This is a genomic window from Spirochaetia bacterium, assembly GCA_022482625.1.
Lineage (GTDB): Bacteria > Spirochaetota > Spirochaetia > Sphaerochaetales > Sphaerochaetaceae > Pleomorphochaeta.
Genome location: JAKVOU010000001.1, coordinates 2642890 through 2661862, shown reverse-complemented (window position 1 = coordinate 2661862; position 18973 = coordinate 2642890). Strand labels below are relative to the sequence as shown.

Below are 18973 nucleotides of genomic sequence, written 5' to 3'. Positions count from 1 at the left end.
ACATGTTACCGTTCAGTTCTGATATTTGCTCACAAGGTATCACTTCATAAAGGGTTCAAGTTCCTTTCGCCTTGCTACATCACATGAATGTGAAATAACAAGGTACAGCACATCATCTTTTTCCAAGAAGTCACCCTGTTCCATTATTCGCCCTTATCTTCATCCAAATATACCGGCACACTGTAGAAGGCATTGCTCATTTGTCTTTGCTTGTGCGAAACAGTAATCTTTGACTTCTGCAATTCCATATCACAAAGTCTATTTGCAAACTCCGTGATTTCCCTGTTTTCAGAAAGATAATCAATCAGGGTCTTCCCTTGGGAATCAAATTTCCTTGTAAGTGCAAAATAAGTAGATCTTGTCCCCAAATGATTAGTAAAAATAGTAAGCACTTCCTGTATTTTCTTTATTTTATCCTCGACAGCAGTATTTGCAGGATACCCCCCTTCCAAGTAACTATAGACTGTCGGACGTGTTACTTTCAAAATTGCAGATAATGTCGTAACAGAAAATTCCAAGTACTTCCTTGCATCCTGCAGAATCTGAGCACAAGAGCGTATAGCAGGTACCTCGGAATCCAATGGAATATCAAGAATTTCATCTTCATGATCAGTATGCAACGTAAACATCATTTCTTGGTATTCCATACTATCTTCAAATTGCATGCCAGTATCTGCATCATTGAAAAGAGAAGAAACTTTTGAGAAAAATATAGACAAGTCTTTCCTAAAAGTCTGTGAGGAAAAAGATGGTATACTTAATGTCGCACTTGCATTCATTTCCATTCCTCCAATGCTTTTTCAGTCAATGCATCAAAAAAAATCTTGCTTGACACATCATTCAGCTTCTTTCCATATGCCCCCAGTTCTTCCGGTTTGACGGACATTGAATTGTTGAATTGAACAATATGATCAATATCAAGAAAGGTAACCAGTCCTTTTCCACAAGACTGCTGAGGGACAGGATAAGAAACATCCAATGGAACCGTTTTGCCCTTGTTATTCTGATATACTCGTATAGTAATCAATCCTGTGTTTCCGAAATCATCTATTCTTGTGACTCCCTGGGCCGTAGAACCGATCATCCAAGGTTTATCAAGATATCGATATGAATCGGAAATGGAAACTCCATGATAGGGAGATTTCAAATAGTCTTTCCATCCCTCTCCTTTCAGTACGTTGATATAGCGTAAACCTAATCTTTGCATAACCAGTGAGGATGCATCAACTATCGGGAAAAAAATACTTAGAAGAGTCTGGTATTTTGTAATGAACGCCTCAAAGGTCGTATAAGCATTAGTTTGAAATGAAAATTGTGTCTTGTTAATTATCACCATATCTTTATTATCTAAAGAAATGAAAAACCAGTTGTCATCCTCTTCGATAACAGGATCATCAATTGATTTGTTAAAAGTTACTGTTTTGTTTTTCCCAGTTTTTAATTGAGGAAAACCGTTCCTCCTCAATGATTCCTGAATTTCTGGAATAAAACTCTTTATGTTCAACAGTGGAGAAAAAATAGCTTGTATGAGACAGGTTTTTAATGGCGCTGATTTCAATTGGTCGCTTTTCATAGGTACTCCTCTTGTTAATTTTACACTTTTCTTTACAAAATGCAATCAAATAAACAGCGCTTTTTGGTTTCTTCATTAAACTACAGGAAACATTGCACAAACCCAAACTTCTTGCATGAATTTTATCTAAATTACTCATAGTGTTGAAAATAAATAGCAGAAATAAGATAACTTATTGGCATATTACTTCTGATTAGCCCAAAACATATCTACAGATACTACCTTAACAAGCAACCTAAGCCTCCGTAGTTATCATAATCAATGCTATGGTAATAGGAAATCCTCAACATTGTCAGGTGTTATGACGGCAAAAGCAACATCAGGATACGCATTCGAAAACGAAGTCGGTTGCCTGGCCCTTTTGTGTGTTGACCATTTGAACTCGTAGGAACGTAACGTCCCCTCTTCCTCTTCTACAAGATCTATTCCTTGCCGTGTCTTGGTCCTCCAAAACCAGCTATGCACCCATCTGTCCGTATAACCAAGATATTTCATCCGCTCGGAAACCAGATAGTTCTCCCACAAGGCACCTATGTCAGTACGTAACTCAACAGAAGAAAAATTTGCAATTATAGCATTACGAACTCCATTGTCGTAGAAATAGACCTTCCTGCTGTTTTTCAATTCATTGCGAGCATTACGGCTGAAAGACGAAAGACGGAAAATAATATAGGCTTGTTCCAAAACTGTAATATATCTTTCAACAGTCTTGGGATCCATCGAACAAAGCTGTGCAAGTTCATTAAAAGACACTTGTGCCCCGACTTGCAGTGCAAGTGCTTGCAACAGCTTGGTCAGTTTTTCCGGTTTTTGGATACCATCAAGAGAAAGTATGTCCTTGTACAGATAACTGTCTGTAAGTTCACGAAGTATAGTCTTCTCCTGACCAGGAGAAGTTACGACTTCCGGATACGATCCGAATACCAGTCTTTCTGGAATCATCCGTTTTTCCTCAAGCAAACCATGGTCATTGACCAACTCTTCGAACGAAAGCGGAAACAACTGGTAGGTCTGTTTCCTTCCGGTAAGAGGTTCATTGACTTTATTTGCCAAATCAAAAGAAGATGATCCCGTGGCAATCAACTGAATGTCTTTCATATTGTCCGTAATGAGTTTCAGACGTAGACCTACATCACGAATACGCTGAGCTTCATCAATGATCAATATATCTTTTTTGCCTAGGTATCTACGTAAGCGATCAGCAGTGATATCTTCAAAAAGACGCTGCACATCCAATTCATCACCGTTAAGCCACAAGACACGTGCATCGTTCTCAGGATATTTCATGTGTAGTAAAGATGTCTTTCCTGTCTGACGTGCTCCGACAATAATAATGGCTTTTCTGTGATTACCTTCTCTTCCTGGTACGAATGAAGCAATACGGTCTGTTATTTTGCCTTCCAAAATTCGCTGTATCATGGTCCAATCCTTCTATGCTCAAAGAAATATTCTTTATAGTTGTTTACGATCATTTCATAAGGATTATATCATCTCTATTACAAAATATCCATATTAGTATTGACTTTTTAGGATTAAAATCCATAAAAGTCAGTACTTTTTAGGATTTTTAACCTTGGATGCAAATATTGTTACTATGAAATATCAAGCAAAGGACAAGCAATAGGCTTGTTACGAAGCCTCCAGATCACATCTCTGGCCTATGCCCCTTCATCAGCTTATGCTTACACACTTGGTATCAGGTCATCCGACTTCAATACCATGATCACCGGCAGGACAATATCCTGACAATCATAGATTCAACAAGATAGTATGATTGGCTACAGATGACACACTGACAGGAATACAGATATATTCCTATTACTTTACCTTTTTAAGATAACCTTGAAATTATCCTCAGAAACCTCATAGATAGGTTCAGTATTATTGAATTTCTTCATAGACGGTATGACCTTTGCCCTGACACCCATGCCACGTGCATCTACATAGTTGTAATCACGCATAATGTCAACAATCAAATTGTTGCGAGGGGACCTTTGTCCAGCAATCATCTTTTCTACAGTCATGGAATTTTGCATCCTTCCAGGACTAGTAATCTCTATTCTGTCATTGTAATTTTCTACCAAGACTTCAAGACTTGCCGTCCAGTCACGGTGTACCAGTGCATTGATCAAAGATTCTCGAATGGCTTCCTTTGGATAGTAATAGGTAGTAGTTTTCCGCATGTTTTCATCCAATGAGTCTGATTCCTTTGAAATAAAAGGTTTTACAACAAGAAGGAAATCTTCAATCAAACCCCTTGATGATAGATAAGAGCCTGTATCACTGCTTACGAAATCTCCAACCAAGGCATTGTCAAGCAACGTATCAATCTGAGCATGGTATTTCTGTTGAAATGAATCATAGGATATGAACCGGATACCCGCAGCGGGAAGAAAACGATGTGGTGTCTTGCAGAAACATACAAGACCTACAATGGTACAGACATAATCGCCAACACTGTTTTTCGTCAAAAATCCTAACCCTGAAAGGCGTTTTATCCAATCTAGTTCTGAATAAATCGAAATATCTTCACCCAGTACAGTATTTAGATAATAAGAAAGACGTGTCTTATCCAAATTATCTATCGAAGTTCCTGAAACAGGAGAAACTTCCATATGTAACATCCCACCAACTGCAAACAATCTTGCCATCTGCTCACGAGTTGCAATTTCACAGCGGTTTCCCATTCGGATGTAAATTTCTTCACGTCCATTGAACTTTCGTAAATAAGGTTTGTTGATTCCCTGAGAAATTGTAATTACTGCTTCCCGCTTGCCATCATCCATAGGCACTTCTTCATACAAAGGTATAATGCTCGGGACAACAAAATCCCTGCAGATATTCAGAATTTTCTCTTGTAGTTGTTTGTCTACAACTCCTTTGATGTCTCCATTATCAGCAACACCAATAAGAATCCGCCCTCCAGAGCTATTGGCAAAGGCAACTATTTCTTTTGCAATGGTTTCGTTACAAACAGCCTCTTCCATAAACTCAACCAAGGAGTTTTCTCCACCAAGACTCATCAGTTCCAAATCATTTCTTCCAATCATATATATTTCCTATCACAGTATATTTTTATCTTCACATATGACCTTTTCAATTTCTACTATTTTTTTTGCAGGTACCTGCAAAAAAATTTTAAATCTCTATCAAGCCGGACTATATGGATAAACATTCAGCTGAAAAGTATTCTTGCGAAATCTTGCAATAATAAGTACCTTTTGACTTCTTTCTCTCAAAAATACTTTTTATGTATTCTGAATCATTATGTTACAAAGTCTCTCAATTTTCTCAGCAACACACCTTGTTGTACAAGGTAATTTGACAGACACATAAAGCTATTCTGTCATCATTGTCTCACGTTTATTACTCATCGCAAGTCGAGAAATTTTCACTTTGTATGCAATAGTAATTTCAGTCTTTCACCATTGCCATTTATACTGACAGTTGTTAACAAACATGTTACCATCAGACCATGCAATCAAAAAGGAAAATGCCCGTCGGCATACAGAGTTTTGAAGATCTAATTAAAAACGGTTACGTCTATGTGGACAAGACCTCCTACATATGGAAACTTATCCAAGATGACAACCCATATTTTCTTTCCCGGCCCAGAAGGTTCGGCAAGAGCCTGCTGCTCTCCACGCTTGAGGCATACTTCCTAGGTAAGAGGGAACTGTTCGACGGCCTTTCCATTGCGACCCAGGAAAAGGACTGGATTACCTACCCAGTACTGCATCTGGACTTCAATGCAGAAAACTACAAAACAGAAAATTCCCTTGAACAGATATTGAGTCTGCATCTGAGCCGATGGGAAAAACTCTACAGCATCAGCCAAGATTTTGAAGCGCCAGAACTGCGTTTCATCAAAGTCATCAGAGAAGCCCACAGGCAAAGCGGCAAACAGGTGGTGGTGCTGGTGGACGAGTACGACAAGCCACTGCTGGAGACCATAGAAAACAGAAGACTGCAGGAAGCCTACAGGGCTACCATGAAGGCATTCTACGGCGTGCTCAAGAGCGAGGATGCCAACCTGAAGTTCGTATTCCTCACCGGCGTGACGAAATCCAGCCCAATGAGCATCTTCAGCGACCTCAACCAGCTGCGTGACATCAGCATGGAACGTGCCTATGCCGGCATCTGCGGCATCACCGAGGAAGAACTTACCACAATGTTCGTCCCCGAGATAGAAGACCTGGCCCATGCACAGCACATGGACAGGGACTGTTGCATGGCAGAGCTGAAGAAACGTTACGACGGTTACCACTTTCATCCTGAGGGAGAAGGCATGTACAACCCCTTCAGCCTGCTGAGCACCTTCGCAAAAGGAGAATTCAGCTTCTACTGGTTCCAGACAGGTACCCCCACCTTCCTCGTGGGGTTGATCGAACGGTCAGGCTTTGACCTGCGGACGATGGAGGAAGGTGTCGAAGCCGGGGAAAATGCCTTCTGCGAATACCGCTTCGAAAGGCTCTCGCCCATACCGCTGCTCTACCAGGGCGGCTACCTGACGATCAAGGGCTATGACAGGGAATTCGGCATCTACACGCTGAAGTTTCCAAACCAGGAAGTGAAGTACGGGTTCCTCAGCTTCTTCCTGCCCCAGGAAACCTCGCTGGGTGAGGAAGAAGGAAGCTTCTACATAGGCCAGTTCGTCAAGGATATCCGTGGCGGCAACCTGGACGCCTTCATGGAGAGGCTCGGCTCGATACTCTCGAGCGTACCCTACCCGGTATACGGAGAGGCAAGGCAAGCCAACGAGCAGACGTTCCAGATGGGTTGCTTCCTCATCTTCGAGCTGATGGGACAGTTTGCCCAGACGGAAGTACACAGTGCACTGGGCAGGAGTGACTGCGTGGTATGGACGAAGGACATCATCTACGTGTTCGAGTTCAAGGCTGACGGCAGTGCGGAGGATGCCCTGAGGCAGCTGGAGGAACGGGACTATGCTGCCCCGTACCGCAGCGACGGAAGAAAGATCGTGCAGGTCGGCGTGGGCTTCGACAAAAAGAAACGGACCATAGACAAATGGCTGGTAAAGGAAGACTGATAGTACAGCCGCACTTGATGTATCTTTCAATAGGTATGCTCAAACCTGCCTTTGATCGTGCTTTGAAACCCAAAAACCATGGAATATGCTTCCCATAGTATTTTGTAACTCATACAAAACTGTAAAAATGGTCTCAATAAGGTAAAAATACGTATACCCTAAGACAAAACACGGCTAAAGCAAATTGGGTTCAAACCTCAGAATTCATAGGAAAACCTTTGACACTAATTATTGCTATGTAACATTTAACCGGTTCACTACTAAAAAAACTCAGTTTTTCTATTACTGAGTTTTTTTTGCCATTTAGAACATTGTCCAGAGAACTAGAAAACCAAACTCTTCCGCTTTGACTTGATATCAAGGTTTGCAGCAACCTTATCCAGCAAACGCTTGAGATCAGCCAACTCAGTCTCAGTAAAGCCATTCGTCAGACGGTCATTTTCCTTGTCAAAGAAATCCAACAGACTGTTCTTCAGCATCTTACTGGTCCCTGTCGGTGTGATAAGCTTGACCCTGGCATCGGAAGTGCACTCTGTCCTGTTGATGTAGTGCTTGTCTTCCAGACGGGTCAGGATACCGGATACCGTCGGGTTTGAGAGATTGAGTGCATTCTCAATTGTCCTCTGATTGACAGTCTTTCCTTCCTCATCACAACGCAACACAAACCCGAGAACCCGGATCTGAGAATGCGATAAGTTGAATCTAGCTAAGCCACTGTCAATATACTTGTCGTGTTCCACGACAATCTTTTTCATCTGTAGTCCGATAGCCAATGCATCATCTTCGTTCATACTGCGCCTCCGATCTTACTAACCACATAATCAAGCACATATAGCTGACATGTCCATAAGCCTCCATATGGAATGAACCTGCCCATGTGCCTGTTACCTTCTCCTGTTTTCCCCCAGGAAAATGTGTAAGAAAAAAAATATATCTGTACTCAGAACGTATCACGTTACTTTACGAAAGTACAGCAACTTATATGTATTTTATGTGTTACCCAATACAAGTAAGTACTACTTTATTATATTATGTAATTTCTGACAAGTCAAAGAAAAATACACAATATATACAAACTATATACACATTTTCATGGTGTACCGGTTTGCTTTGCAGACAGTCATGAGGTTTCTCCTTTTCCCTTGATGTGATACCATGCCCATAAAAGGGATTTACTATGGAATTGCACCAGCGGATACATACACTCATTTCATATTTGGACGAAGGCTTGGTAGAAAGAAAAGAAGCTGTGACACTTTCCTTGCTTTGTGCCATAGCAGGAGAAAGTCTATTCTTCTACGGCCCCCCTGGAACAGCAAAAAGCATGATCAGCAGAAGACTCAGTACCATCTTTACAGACCATACGGCTTACTTCGAATATCTGATGAACCAATTCAGTACCCCAGAGGATCTCTTCGGCCCTATTTCACTCAAAGGCCTCGAAAGAGATGAGTACAAGAGACTTACCGACGGCTATCTACCCACAGCTACCGTAGCCTTCCTTGATGAAATCTGGAAGGCAGGGCCTGCCATCCAGAATACACTGCTCTCCATCATCAACGAAAAAAAGTACAACAACGGCAATCAAGTTGAGCAGGTTCCACTTCTCTTCATTGTTGCTGCCTCCAACGAACTTCCTGCAGAAGGAAAAGGACTGGAAGCACTCTGGGACAGGTTCCTCGTCAGACTCCAAGTCAAGCCGATAGAAGACGAGACAGGGTTCTTTGCACTGGTTACCCAGACAGGTGACCAGATGATCCCTGATACCTGCATCATCACACAAGCAAGACTCAGTGTCGAAGAACTTGAAGCCTGGCACAAAGAAGCTGACAGCATCATCTTGCCGCAACCGGTACGCAATACTATTACAGCTATCAGGAAACAGTTGATCATCCAAAGCGAAAAAGACAGCGAAGCTGCAGATTACTATGTCTCTGACCGCAGATGGAAGAAGATCATCCATCTGCTACGTACCAGTGCCTTCCTCAACGGAAGGAAAGAAGTTGACCTCTTGGATTGTTTCCTGATCCAGTACTGCATCTGGTCAACCAGAAAACAACTGGAACAGTCCTTCAGCTTGGTAGCCTCCTGCATCAAAGAAACCTTGCTCGGCACCAGACAGTTTGCAGAAGAACTTGAAACTTATCAGACAAAGGTAAAGAAAACTTGCATGGGGGATACAAGAAAAGATCCAATCCTGGTCCGCATAGGAAATGAAGACTGCTACAGGATCATCGGCAATACGACAGATCATCGTCTGCTTAAGAAAGCCAGCTTCCTTTCATCTACAGGCACATATGACCACAAGAAACGAAAGCTCAGCTCAGTGACCTACGGTATCAGGACCTACATGGACGTAAAACAGCTTAGGTATGATGATATAGGTGGAAACGTCAAAGCTGTTTTTTCTGACGGGACAACAGCTATGTTTACCGTTGCAACCAAGGAAAAACTACATCAGGATGCAAAGAAGCGAAGTCTCTTTGCAGACAAAGCAGAGTTACAGCAATTGACAGAAAGACTTGATACCAGCTTCTACCGACCGCTGCAGGCTGCATTGAATGAAGCCCAGCAGCAATGTCGCAAACTCAAACTGGAACCGAACTTCTTTACCAGCAAAGAATCCTATGCTTACCTTACTTCTGCCATCGAAGCAGAAGACAAAAAGCTTGAAGGCTGCAAGCTTCAGCTGGAACAGATCAGGTCAGGTTATGCAAGCTGAACGAAGAAAACTGCTTGAAGCATATTTAAAGCTTCCAGATACTCCACCAGCACAACTATGCGAACAGTTAGATCTTGATCCTCCCCTGGCTGCAGCAACCAGCCAAATCAAGGACTATATTGCCGAGCAGCTGAAGCAGCACATCTCAGACAATGTACTGGCAAGAAAATTTGAACTCCAAGGAGCCCAGCCAGACCTCTGCAGCCGTTTCCAGCTTATCACGGCACTGGAAGATCTGTTTACCGATACATCACAGCCCATGCCCTTCCCTTCTGACAGCCTCAGCCAGAGCTGCCATTACCTTGCAGGCAAATTGAAGCCTGCAGTCACTACGGCAGACAAACTGGTAGAAACTGTATTGAAATGGCTGCAAGCAGCAACTAAAACTGACCTGTTCAAACAAGAAGAACTCTTTATCGCTTCTCTTGAGCTCCAGGACAGCACAGCCGTGCTGTCCTTCCTCCCTGAGAAACAAACCTACTACCAAACCCTGCCATCAACGACGTCATCCCTTGTTTCCAAAAGTACTGTTGACTTTGATTTTTACCGGCGTATGGTTGCGGCCGGACAAATTGACAAGGAAGTACTCACAAGACGGCTCAAGGAAGATCTAAGGGAAAATTTCCAAAGAAGAAAGCAAACCTACCTTGAAAGACAGCTTGCAACAAGTCAAGATCATTTCCTTACCAATACACTCAAGGAAATGAAAAAGACAAGAAAGGAACAAGGTAGAAAGCAACTTTTCAAGGGGTTATGGGATCATCGCAGGGCAGCAAAAAAGACATCGGATTTCAAGGTCATTGCATACTATCAAAAGCTTCTTGAGCATGATGCTTCCATCAGACAGTTGCTTGACCTGCTAGGCAGGACAAGCAAGGAAGATATCAGCTTGGTCAAAGAAATCCAGCACAGAACGGTTACGGACCTTATTCCTTATGAAAAACCAACCAGCAAAGGCCAGATCAGCGGCATAGGACAATCAAACGACCTGTCTTCATTGATTCCTACAGAACTGCTCTATCGATGCAGCCCTGCCACAAAGAAACTGTTTGACAAGAGATTGCTTGAAAAGCAACTGCTCTCCTTCCGCTACCAGAACACACTCTTCATTGAACGGAAGCATACCATTACAGAAGAAGTCACTGTTGCAAAAGCCAAGAAACGGGGACCTATCATGCTGCTGGTAGATACCAGCGGCTCCATGGTAGGCACAGCTGAAACCATTTCCAAAATGATTACCTTAGCGTTGGCAAAACTGGCATTGCAGGCACAGCGAAGCTGTTATCTGATCTTCTATTCCGTCGATATCACACAATTGGAACTCGACCATTATGATCCGATACGGCTAGCTGCCTTCCTCAGACAGACCTTTGAAGGAGGCACAGATCTCAACCCCGCCCTCGAAGAGGTCATGGATAAGCTTGAAGAAGAAAAATGGTCTTCAGCAGATGTGCTTGTCATCTCCGATTTCCTGATGGATGATCTTGTTTCCAGACTCAAAGCAAAAATGGCAGCACAAAAAGAAAAAGGCACTCGGTTCTATTCCCTGTGCATAGGAGAAAAATGGAATCCTGAAGTACTCTCCAGCTTCGATGCCCATTGGTATTATGATCCTACATTGCAGAAAGTCGTTGCACAGCAAGGCAAAAGGGAACAAGCACAGGCTACCATCGAAAAAGTCTCCGATGCCTGGGCTCATGTAAAACTATAATTGCCCATACAAGTAGCTTACGTAAACAAATATGGCCTCTGCTGACTTCTTCGGGTCCGTTTGTCTACATCAAACGGCATCATTGCAGCCTAGGTCGCCCCGAAGACCTCCCCGGTTAAGAATGTTTGTTGCCTTTCTTCCCATGCAGCCACTTCATCTGCACTCCTGCCTCGCGATCGGACTTCGTCTTGTTTGGCAGATTTATCCGGCAGGCTTGCCTTGTATGAAATTTCTGTCCGTTGGCTCGGGACTTTGCCTCGGGCTGCCTTCAGACCCACCGTCGCTGGTACGCCCTTGCCTCCGGCTAGCAGTTCAGGTTTGTTTCCTTCCTCCTGCATCGCAACCTGCAACGGACTTTCACTGTCTGTACAACACCCATGCCGGGCAAACCAAATGGAATCCTTGACACAAATTATACCAAGGATTCCGACTACACATTATTGATTTTATCTCAAGATATTTTGGATTACACAGCCCTAAGGTGGTTTATTTTCTTTAAAAGGCAATCCTTGCGGCGATTTCTCCAAATGTATTGAACAAAGAAGAATTCAGCTTCGCCTTATGGTAATCATCAACTTCAACAGAAGAAGAAGCCAGCCAATGTATTTCACCGCCGATACTTCCTGACAAAATCAAGTTATCATACTCAGGAAGCATTAAATCAGCACCAAGCACTATAATCTTGATATTCAGCAAAGGAAATGAAACATCAGCATCAGTGCCATCATATATATCGGAACCAAAAAGATAGCTGACACCACTATAAGCCTTCATATTAGTCTGCTCAAGCCAATTATAATACACGCCAGCTTCAAAAGAAAGACAATTCAGATTTCCTGTCAGGTCTACTGTCTGTTCCGCAGAATCCATAGAAATCTCTGGTTTTGAAATAATAAAAGCAGCGAAACCTGGTGTTAGACCAACTGAAAACTTACCAAAATCCTTACGTACATCAATCGAAAAAAGAGACTGGGTACCACGGTAAGTCAGCATACCACCGACTTGTATGTTTTCGGCTACCAGTGAAAAGGCCACCAAACCTAACAACTCTCATTTCTGAAAGCATATCCATACATACCTCGTAGCACAACTTAACCAAGCAATATAATTAGTACCTGTAGCTCAATATCATCCATGAAAAAATAGATATATCCTGTCATTCAAGGCAAAGAACACAGATTCTAGGCAAACTGACAAATATCAAGCAAGTAATCAATCTCATCAATATCCAGTCAGTCTCCAGATTCAATGAAATACAAATAATTAAGTATTACATATATAAAAACAAATTAATGAGTATAGATTCTAATAAATTGGCCAATTATATGGCAACAATAATCAGCTGGACCAAACAAAATAAGAACAAACTAATAACTAGCTATATAATTAATTTATATAATAATTATTTTTATCAGTATAATAAATAATAAAATGAGTAAAATTGTCAAAAAAAAAGCACAGAATGCAACAATATTGATGCTAACATAAAAAGTATTTGTGGTATAACAAAAAAAATGTATCATAATAAATAGTACCATTATATAATCCAAAATATGTATGCTGATATACACACACACCTGCTCCCCAACATCGATGATGGATTGCGGAACAAAAAATCTTTGTTTCAGATTTTTTCTGAATATGCAACATGTGGCATTTCTTCTATAGTGTTCACTCCTCACCTTTTCAACCCATATATTTATACGGACATACCTAACATCTTCAGTACATATGCGTTTTGCAGGGAACTTGCCGAAACTTTTGGGATCCGCTGTTATTTGGGATCTGAAATATTTATCAAGGATACAGAATTTGTCATTGAAGGAATCCCGATTGATGGCCGCTTCTATCTCATTGAATTTCCAGCTATGACACCGCCAAGTAATAGTTTCCTGAAAAAGATTGAAAGGGCTCAACAAATGGGCTATGACATCATAATAGCTCACATTGAACGTTATGCTTGGCTAAGTTGGGATTCAAGAATCTTCCAGGAATTGCAGAATCGCAGTGTGATTTTCCAATGTGATGCAGATAATATTACTTTACAAAAGGCCAAGGCCTATCTGGAAAGAGATTTAATTGATATCTTTGCTACCAACAACCATGGAAAAACCATCGATGCACCAGACAAATTGGTACTAGCATATAACCGTTACCCATCTGTAGCAGAAAAAGCAGAAAAGCTTTTTATCTGAAAATTTGCACATACACATCATAACAAAAGCTAGCACCCTTCCTTATACAAACTAGCGTAGATTTTTGTGCCATAATACACACTGTATAGGTGACCTGTCTACATTAATCCTTCCGATATTACACCCAACATGATACCAAAGAGTTTCTGTGATAAAGTCGGGTCAATTGATTCCAACTGTCAACTTATATTCTAATAGCAGTGATTATGAATACAGGATTTATCTATCACCCAACACAGTACTAGAAACAGGCTATGATAAGCAAGCTATACCTTATTCATCGATACATACAGTTTTCGATAACCCTGATATTCTCTATATTATTTCTGAGCATTGCCCTAATATTATTTACAGTTCCCGATTATAACAATCAACACTGGACTTATATTTTCTTTTTACAATATTAATTTCTTATAGTGATTGATTTTAAATACTGTACAATAATAATCTATATGCAGGATGTCTTATTCATGGACAAACGACAAAAAGGAAGTTGATATCTCTGCCAATAGTACTAATATCATACCAACACTTATCATACGTTAAACATAGCTTCATATATTTTTTAAACCTATCTGTACAGATTTACTACAAGAAACATAAAAACTTCGAAAATAGTATTTATGTTATTGGTATTCCCCGATTTCATTGTAAATTCACATTATTACCATCAATGTAAAAGTGCAAAATAAATTATCTATACTCTTTAAATAAGTTATTAAAAAACAACATTCAATATTAAATATTATATAATTGTAACTTTTATTATATCTATTTTATTTTGTATAACTCATTAAATTATAGTGATATTATCTGTAAAATAAAGAGAAATAAGAAAGCTAAGATTATTTATAAGAAAACATATTTATATATAATAATGTTGATGCATGCACAAAAAATATATGGTTTTTTTCCAAATAAAAATCTTTCTACAAATCAATATTGTTATATAATAAGATTATGTACATAGATATACACACCCATCTGTTGCCCGAAATTGATAACGGGTTGCAGAACAAAGAACGCTTATTTCAGATTTTTTCTGAATATGCAGCATGCAACGTTTCCTCGGTAGTATTCACTCCCCACTTGTTCAATCCAGACATCCATACTAATTTGACCAACATCTATAGTATGTATATGTCTTGTAAAGAACTTGCAGAATCTTTTGGAATCCAGTGCTATTTGGGCTCCGAAATATTCATCAGGGACACTGAAGCTGATATCGAAGGAATCCCCATTTACGGTCGCTATTACCTCATCGAATTTCCGGTTGTAGCACCACCAGGTAGTAATTTTTTCCCAAAAATTAACAAGGTACTGAACATGGGTTATGGAATTATCATATCCCATGTTGAACGCTATCCTTGGTTGACCTGGGACTCAAAACTCTTCAAAGATTTACAGGCACGTGGAGTTCTTTTTCAGTGTGATGCAGCAAATATCACATTGCCAAAAGCCCGTACGTATCTTGAAAGAGACCTGATTGATATCTTTGCCACCAACCATCATGGGAAACCCACTGACAACCCTGACAAACTGATATCAGCTTATGCACAGTATCCTTCTGTAGCACAGAAGGCAGCCAATCTATTTTTTTAATCTTTATTATATTTGGAGGTAAATTATGACTTCCTGTCTGCTGCATGGCACCAGTCTATGACTTATTCCATAATGTTTTCAGGAAGTCTGAATTTTAATTCCTTCCTCCGTGAACTCTTCAATTTATAATCATAGCCATGGACAGAAAAACGGAAACAACAAGAAGGCCCTCAAGTTTCATCAGTAATACATGATCTGTTCACCCGATGGTCGATGCTTCTCTGCAATTTCTTTTATCTTATTCTATATTTATAGAAATTCATTCAGTAACACGAAGATAAAATGGGCCCTGGTTCCTTCAATAATCAGATTATTTGCTTCCTTATGAGAGAATATGCGCTTGGACGGACGGGTACTTATCGAGGCATCATAGACATCTATAGAAGCCATCATCCGGCCAGCTAAAGGTCTTTATTCTCTTTTCAACCTACTCTCCCAAAACACCTAACGATAATCAGGTATCGAATTCGACATATTTCCTTTTCTTGATGCATATTACTTGTCAATTCCTATTATCTTGGACATCGTTATGTGCTACAATACATAATGCAGAAAGCAGATATGGAAATTGCCCATCAGAAGAATAAAAGGTCAGGAATAACCTATGCGTATTAATCCAAGTCGTACTGGGTCAAGGAATTCAAACAGTCCAAGAACAGACGGGGAGAGGGGGAGGTATCAAACTTGTCAACGATGTTACCAGTGAAATCCTCCCGACCGATGGCAGGTACAGAAACAAGTCAGTTGTTGAACCGACTGCTGAGGTATTTCCCAAAATATCTTTCTACGGTACCACGTACCTGTTTGACTGTATCGACAAGGAACTGGACATTACTTCAGGCCTGAAAATCATCTTCACCTCATCGATGCCGATATCGTAGTCCGTCCTGTCCTGGTACTTGTAGACGGTCCCTCTGTTGATGTCCAGGCTCCGTGCAATCTCCGTCGGCGTATAGCCATCCATTTTCAATTTCCGTATACTCTCAATTATGGGCATCTTGAGCAACTCCTCGTTCCTCCTTGCTTGGATTTTGGTTTGCAAAGAGTAGAACCTCAGGGGATCCCGCATCAAGATGCTCCTTTTTCACCTCGATGAAAGTGTCGATTTCCACATGAGTATCCGTTGGTTAAGAGGTCATGGAGGAACAGAAGGACATCTACTTCAAGCTTGAATTCGACCCTTCGTCCTCTTTATGAGTTGTAAGAATCTAAGATCACGGGCAAACTATTGATGTTTTGAAAAAGTTAGTATTGGCCTATAGCCAATATCCTTCAGTAATTCAAAAGATCAGGAAGAATTTTCCCCTAAAACATTTTTCCATGCAAGTTATAGCAGAATTTTCTCAAAAGGATTTCATTTTGCCATTCTGAAATGTTGTTTTATTATTTTCGCAAATCAATTTTATTATACAAGACCATAAGTCATATTTCCCCCTAATGATATTTTCAAATATCATGACACTGTTCATCATATTAAATATGACTGTAACTCATATAATATATATTCAATCAATATATAGATTAGCAATACAGATTCCTTATCTATATCACATAAGGAATAAGGCACCTAAGATATTTATAATCATAAAAAATTAAAAGCTATAATAATTTTGATTAAAATATAGAAAATGTTTGTGGTAATACAAAATTTTAGTATCATTAATAAATATTAATGCCATATAATCAAATCATGTACACAGATATACACACACACCTGCTACCCGGCATTGATGACGGACTGCAGAATAAGAAACGCCTATTACAGATTCTTTCTGAATACGCAGCATGCAACGTTTCCTCGGTAGTATTCACTCCCCACCTGTTCAATCCGTATGTCCATACGCAGATACCTAGTATCTATGATACCTATACGTCTTGCAGGCAACTTGCAGAAACTTTTGGAATCCATTGCTATTTGGGCTCCGAAATATTCCTCAGGGACAGTGAACTTGATATCGAAGGAATTCCAATTGATGGTCGTTACTATCTCATCGAACTTCCAGCCATGGCACCACCAAGCAATGATTTTCTCCAAAAATTTGACAAGGCACTGGGAATGGGATACGAAATCATCATAGCCCACATTGAACGTTATTCATGGATAACTTGGGATTCGAAAATCTTCAAAGAACTACAAGCCCGTGGCATTCTTTTCCAATGTGACGCAGCAAACATCACATTGCAAAAAGCACGCACGTATCTTGACAGAGATTTGATCGATGTCTTTGCTACCAATCACCATGGAAAAACCGCCGATGCTCCAGACAAATTGATACTGGCTTATGCCAGGTATCCTTCCGTAGCGAAAAAAGCAGCAGCCATCTTCCTTTAATACATAGTATCTGACAACAAGGATATTTTCTTTTTCAGCTAAATATCCTTGTCTTGACAAACTGAACCCTTGCCATGAATATACATGATAATCTTGAACTTTTTCACCTCATCATATCGATAGCTACAACAAGGTTCAAATTTATATATTTGACTCAATAACATAATATAATCGTATTCATACTTATAAATAAATATTATTTTAATATCTTCTATAACGCATAATAGTAGCATTTAAACATATTATATCTGAATCAAATATTAAATATCTTTAGCTCTAACCAATTATTTCACGGACAACTCTTTTAAATCGCAAAAAAATAAGTTACTACATAATCATGTACGCGGATATTCATACACATTTATTACCTAATATTGACGGAGGATTACGTACTTACAGGAAATTGCCTCAGATATTCTCAAGGTACGCCCAATGCCATATTTCGACACTAGTCGTTACGCCGCATCTGTTCAACCCATACATACACACTGACGTAACGAACATACGGGAGACGTATGACCAGTGCAGGCAACTTGCAAGAAGCTTCGGCTTAACCTGCTTACTGGGTTCAGAAATCTTCCTCAAGGACACGGAAAAGGAAATCACAGGTATTCCGATCTTAGGTCATTATTACCTCGTGGAATTCCCTATACTGGCAGTCCCTGCCAACCTGATTACAAAAATTGAAGCAGTCATCAAGAAAGGATATGGAGTCATCATCGCACATATCGAGCAATACCCTTGGCTTACATGGGACAGTGCGCTGACAAAGAAACTCAAAGCCATGGGAGTACTCTTCCAATGCGATGCTGATGCCATCACACGGCAAAAAGCCCTTACCTATCTGGACAATGATTTGATTGACCTGTTTGCCACGGACAACCATGGAAGCACGACCGACCCCGTCCATCTGCTGGTAGCATATGCCCGTTATCCTTCGGTTGCAAAAAACTCTTCTGTGATTTTCAAGTAGCAGCAACTTGTCATCAGGTAAAACAATCGAGTAGGTCGGGTTCTCCGGATAACCGGAGAACCTTTCCTCTCACACCACCGTACGTACCGGTCTGGTATACGGCGGTTCAATCAGATCCGAATCCCAGCGTTAGCTGGCGACTTTCACGTACACGTCTGTCTGTCTCCATTCTCCTGGCATACGCTTGGCTTGCCTGTAATAGGCTTCGATGTCAAGCAATCCGTACTCTTGGATTATCGCCGATTTCGGAATGAATGCATTGAGCACTGCCTTGCTGAAATACCAGTGCCTGTTGCTGGAATAGGCATGGAAGTCGTTCAGCTTCCACCTGTCCTGAGGCAGACAGGGCTTCTTCAGCATCTCCTCCCTCCTCCCAGGCTTCTTCCATTGCTTCCATAGGCATTGGCGGATTTCCTTCCCTCATGGTATTCCTCCCCCATGCCGTGGCTAAGCCCCTCTCAAGGTGTCTGTCTTCTGCATGATGGCCTTTCCTCCTTCGGAAAGATCTGATTGTTCGGCCCTTCGTGCACTCTCCCTGCACTACTATGGCCTCTGCCGACTTCTTCGGGTTCGTTTGTCTGCGACCGTCAAACGGCATCATTGCAGCCTGGGTCGCCCCGAAGACCTCCCCGGTTAAGAATGTTGTCTTTCATCCCATGCAGCCACTTCATTTACACTCCTGCCTCGGGCTTCCTTCAGACCCACCATCGCTGGTACGCCCTTGCCTCTGGCTAGCAGTTCAGGTCTGTTTTCTTCCTCCTGCATCGCAACCTGCAACGGACTTTCACCGTCTAGATAACACCCATGCCGGGCAA

The 18973-nt window shown here is 41.0% G+C and carries 18 protein-coding genes; 7 read left to right on the top strand and 11 right to left on the bottom strand.

Features of this window, described 5'->3' with window-relative positions; all coding sequences use genetic code 11:
- Nucleotides 1-143 precede the first annotated feature (143 nt).
- The 4 genes from LKE40_12085 to LKE40_12070 all read right to left on the bottom strand — a co-directional run bounded on the left by LKE40_12085 (nt 144) and on the right by LKE40_12070 (nt 4623).
- Nucleotides 144-779, bottom strand: coding sequence for a hypothetical protein (locus LKE40_12085; protein ID MCH3918169.1), 636 nt, complete (start codon nt 777-779; stop codon nt 144-146).
- On the bottom strand, nt 776-1573 hold the full coding sequence (locus LKE40_12080; protein ID MCH3918168.1) for a TIGR04255 family protein: 798 nt from the start codon (nt 1571-1573) through the stop codon (nt 776-778). The genes LKE40_12085 and LKE40_12080 overlap by 4 nt, the downstream gene beginning before the upstream one ends.
- A gap of 264 nt (nt 1574-1837) precedes the next feature.
- On the bottom strand, nt 1838-2992 hold the full coding sequence (locus tag LKE40_12075) for an ATP-binding protein (protein ID MCH3918167.1): 1155 nt from the start codon (nt 2990-2992) through the stop codon (nt 1838-1840).
- Between the two features lie 404 nt (nt 2993-3396).
- The gene (locus LKE40_12070) at nt 3397-4623 is read right to left on the bottom strand and encodes a putative DNA binding domain-containing protein (protein MCH3918166.1); all 1227 of its coding nucleotides are present in this window, start codon (nt 4621-4623) and stop codon (nt 3397-3399) included.
- Between the two features lie 425 nt (nt 4624-5048).
- Between LKE40_12070 and LKE40_12065 the strand changes: the two genes are divergently transcribed.
- A complete protein-coding gene (locus tag LKE40_12065; GenBank protein ID MCH3918165.1) occupies nt 5049-6623 on the top strand; it encodes an ATP-binding protein in 1575 nt (524 codons plus the stop codon).
- A gap of 323 nt (nt 6624-6946) precedes the next feature.
- Here the strand turns inward: LKE40_12065 and LKE40_12060 are convergent, their stop codons facing one another.
- A complete protein-coding gene (locus LKE40_12060) occupies nt 6947-7414 on the bottom strand; it encodes a MarR family transcriptional regulator (protein MCH3918164.1) in 468 nt (155 codons plus the stop codon).
- Between the two features lie 386 nt (nt 7415-7800).
- Here LKE40_12060 and LKE40_12055 point away from each other — a divergent pair, with 386 nt between their 5' ends.
- Nucleotides 7801-9345, top strand: a complete 1545-nt coding sequence (locus tag LKE40_12055; GenBank protein ID MCH3918163.1) for an AAA family ATPase — start codon at nt 7801-7803, stop codon at nt 9343-9345.
- A complete protein-coding gene (locus tag LKE40_12050; GenBank protein ID MCH3918162.1) occupies nt 9335-11056 on the top strand; it encodes a VWA domain-containing protein in 1722 nt (573 codons plus the stop codon). Before LKE40_12055 ends, LKE40_12050 begins: the two co-directional genes overlap by 11 nt.
- 89 nt (nt 11057-11145) lie before the next feature.
- Here LKE40_12050 and LKE40_12045 read toward each other — a convergent pair whose 3' ends face one another.
- Both LKE40_12045 and LKE40_12040 read right to left on the bottom strand, forming a co-directional pair.
- Nucleotides 11146-11406: a hypothetical protein gene (locus LKE40_12045; protein MCH3918161.1), complete on the bottom strand. Its 261-nt coding sequence runs from the start codon at nt 11404-11406 to the stop codon at nt 11146-11148.
- A gap of 145 nt (nt 11407-11551) precedes the next feature.
- Nucleotides 11552-12091 carry a hypothetical protein gene (locus LKE40_12040; protein ID MCH3918160.1) on the bottom strand — a complete coding sequence of 180 codons (540 nt, stop codon included), beginning with the start codon at nt 12089-12091 and terminating at the stop codon, nt 11552-11554.
- Nucleotides 12092-12609: 518 nt separating this feature from the next.
- On the opposite strand from LKE40_12040, the gene LKE40_12035 reads away from it, so the two are divergent.
- Complete coding sequence (locus LKE40_12035; GenBank protein MCH3918159.1) at nt 12610-13251, top strand: hypothetical protein; 642 nt, start codon at nt 12610-12612, stop codon at nt 13249-13251.
- Nucleotides 13252-14211: 960 nt separating this feature from the next.
- Complete coding sequence (locus LKE40_12030; GenBank protein MCH3918158.1) at nt 14212-14853, top strand: hypothetical protein; 642 nt, start codon at nt 14212-14214, stop codon at nt 14851-14853.
- A gap of 249 nt (nt 14854-15102) precedes the next feature.
- Here the strand turns inward: LKE40_12030 and LKE40_12025 are convergent, their stop codons facing one another.
- Both LKE40_12025 and LKE40_12020 read right to left on the bottom strand, forming a co-directional pair.
- Nucleotides 15103-15243 (bottom strand): hypothetical protein, encoded by a 141-nt coding sequence (locus LKE40_12025; protein MCH3918157.1) that lies wholly within the window; start codon nt 15241-15243, stop codon nt 15103-15105.
- Nucleotides 15244-15637: 394 nt separating this feature from the next.
- Nucleotides 15638-15922 carry a hypothetical protein gene (locus LKE40_12020; GenBank protein MCH3918156.1) on the bottom strand — a complete coding sequence of 95 codons (285 nt, stop codon included), beginning with the start codon at nt 15920-15922 and terminating at the stop codon, nt 15638-15640.
- A gap of 621 nt (nt 15923-16543) precedes the next feature.
- On the opposite strand from LKE40_12020, the gene LKE40_12015 reads away from it, so the two are divergent.
- Nucleotides 16544-17185, top strand: a complete 642-nt coding sequence (locus LKE40_12015) for a hypothetical protein (GenBank protein ID MCH3918155.1) — start codon at nt 16544-16546, stop codon at nt 17183-17185.
- 337 nt (nt 17186-17522) lie between these two features.
- On the top strand, nt 17523-18158 hold the full coding sequence (locus LKE40_12010; GenBank protein MCH3918154.1) for a hypothetical protein: 636 nt from the start codon (nt 17523-17525) through the stop codon (nt 18156-18158).
- 129 nt (nt 18159-18287) lie between these two features.
- Here LKE40_12010 and LKE40_12005 read toward each other — a convergent pair whose 3' ends face one another.
- Nucleotides 18288-18518, bottom strand: coding sequence for a hypothetical protein (locus LKE40_12005; GenBank protein ID MCH3918153.1), 231 nt, complete (start codon nt 18516-18518; stop codon nt 18288-18290).
- 273 nt (nt 18519-18791) lie between these two features.
- Complete coding sequence (locus tag LKE40_12000; GenBank protein ID MCH3918152.1) at nt 18792-18935, bottom strand: hypothetical protein; 144 nt, start codon at nt 18933-18935, stop codon at nt 18792-18794.
- Nucleotides 18936-18973 lie beyond the last annotated feature (38 nt).

Bases quoted from the DNA above. Each gene is read 5' to 3' on its own strand.
- LKE40_12050 (MCH3918162.1), top strand. From the start codon at position 9,335: ATGCAAGCTGAACGAAGAAAACTGCTTGAAGCATATTTAAAGCTTCCA.
- LKE40_12080 (MCH3918168.1), bottom strand. From the start codon at position 1,573: ATGAAAAGCGACCAATTGAAATCAGCGCCATTAAAAACCTGTCTCATA.
- LKE40_12015 (MCH3918155.1), top strand. From the start codon at position 16,544: ATGTACACAGATATACACACACACCTGCTACCCGGCATTGATGACGGA.
- LKE40_12025 (MCH3918157.1), bottom strand. From the start codon at position 15,243: ATGGCTTCTATAGATGTCTATGATGCCTCGATAAGTACCCGTCCGTCC.
- LKE40_12035 (MCH3918159.1), top strand. From the start codon at position 12,610: ATGTATGCTGATATACACACACACCTGCTCCCCAACATCGATGATGGA.
- LKE40_12020 (MCH3918156.1), bottom strand. From the start codon at position 15,922: ATGCGGGATCCCCTGAGGTTCTACTCTTTGCAAACCAAAATCCAAGCA.
- LKE40_12075 (MCH3918167.1), bottom strand. From the start codon at position 2,992: ATGATACAGCGAATTTTGGAAGGCAAAATAACAGACCGTATTGCTTCA.
- LKE40_12065 (MCH3918165.1), top strand. From the start codon at position 5,049: ATGCAATCAAAAAGGAAAATGCCCGTCGGCATACAGAGTTTTGAAGAT.
- LKE40_12060 (MCH3918164.1), bottom strand. From the start codon at position 7,414: ATGAACGAAGATGATGCATTGGCTATCGGACTACAGATGAAAAAGATT.
- LKE40_12055 (MCH3918163.1), top strand. From the start codon at position 7,801: ATGGAATTGCACCAGCGGATACATACACTCATTTCATATTTGGACGAA.
- LKE40_12085 (MCH3918169.1), bottom strand. From the start codon at position 779: ATGAATGCAAGTGCGACATTAAGTATACCATCTTTTTCCTCACAGACT.
- LKE40_12070 (MCH3918166.1), bottom strand. From the start codon at position 4,623: ATGATTGGAAGAAATGATTTGGAACTGATGAGTCTTGGTGGAGAAAAC.
- LKE40_12005 (MCH3918153.1), bottom strand. From the start codon at position 18,518: ATGCTGAAGAAGCCCTGTCTGCCTCAGGACAGGTGGAAGCTGAACGAC.
- LKE40_12010 (MCH3918154.1), top strand. From the start codon at position 17,523: ATGTACGCGGATATTCATACACATTTATTACCTAATATTGACGGAGGA.
- LKE40_12030 (MCH3918158.1), top strand. From the start codon at position 14,212: ATGTACATAGATATACACACCCATCTGTTGCCCGAAATTGATAACGGG.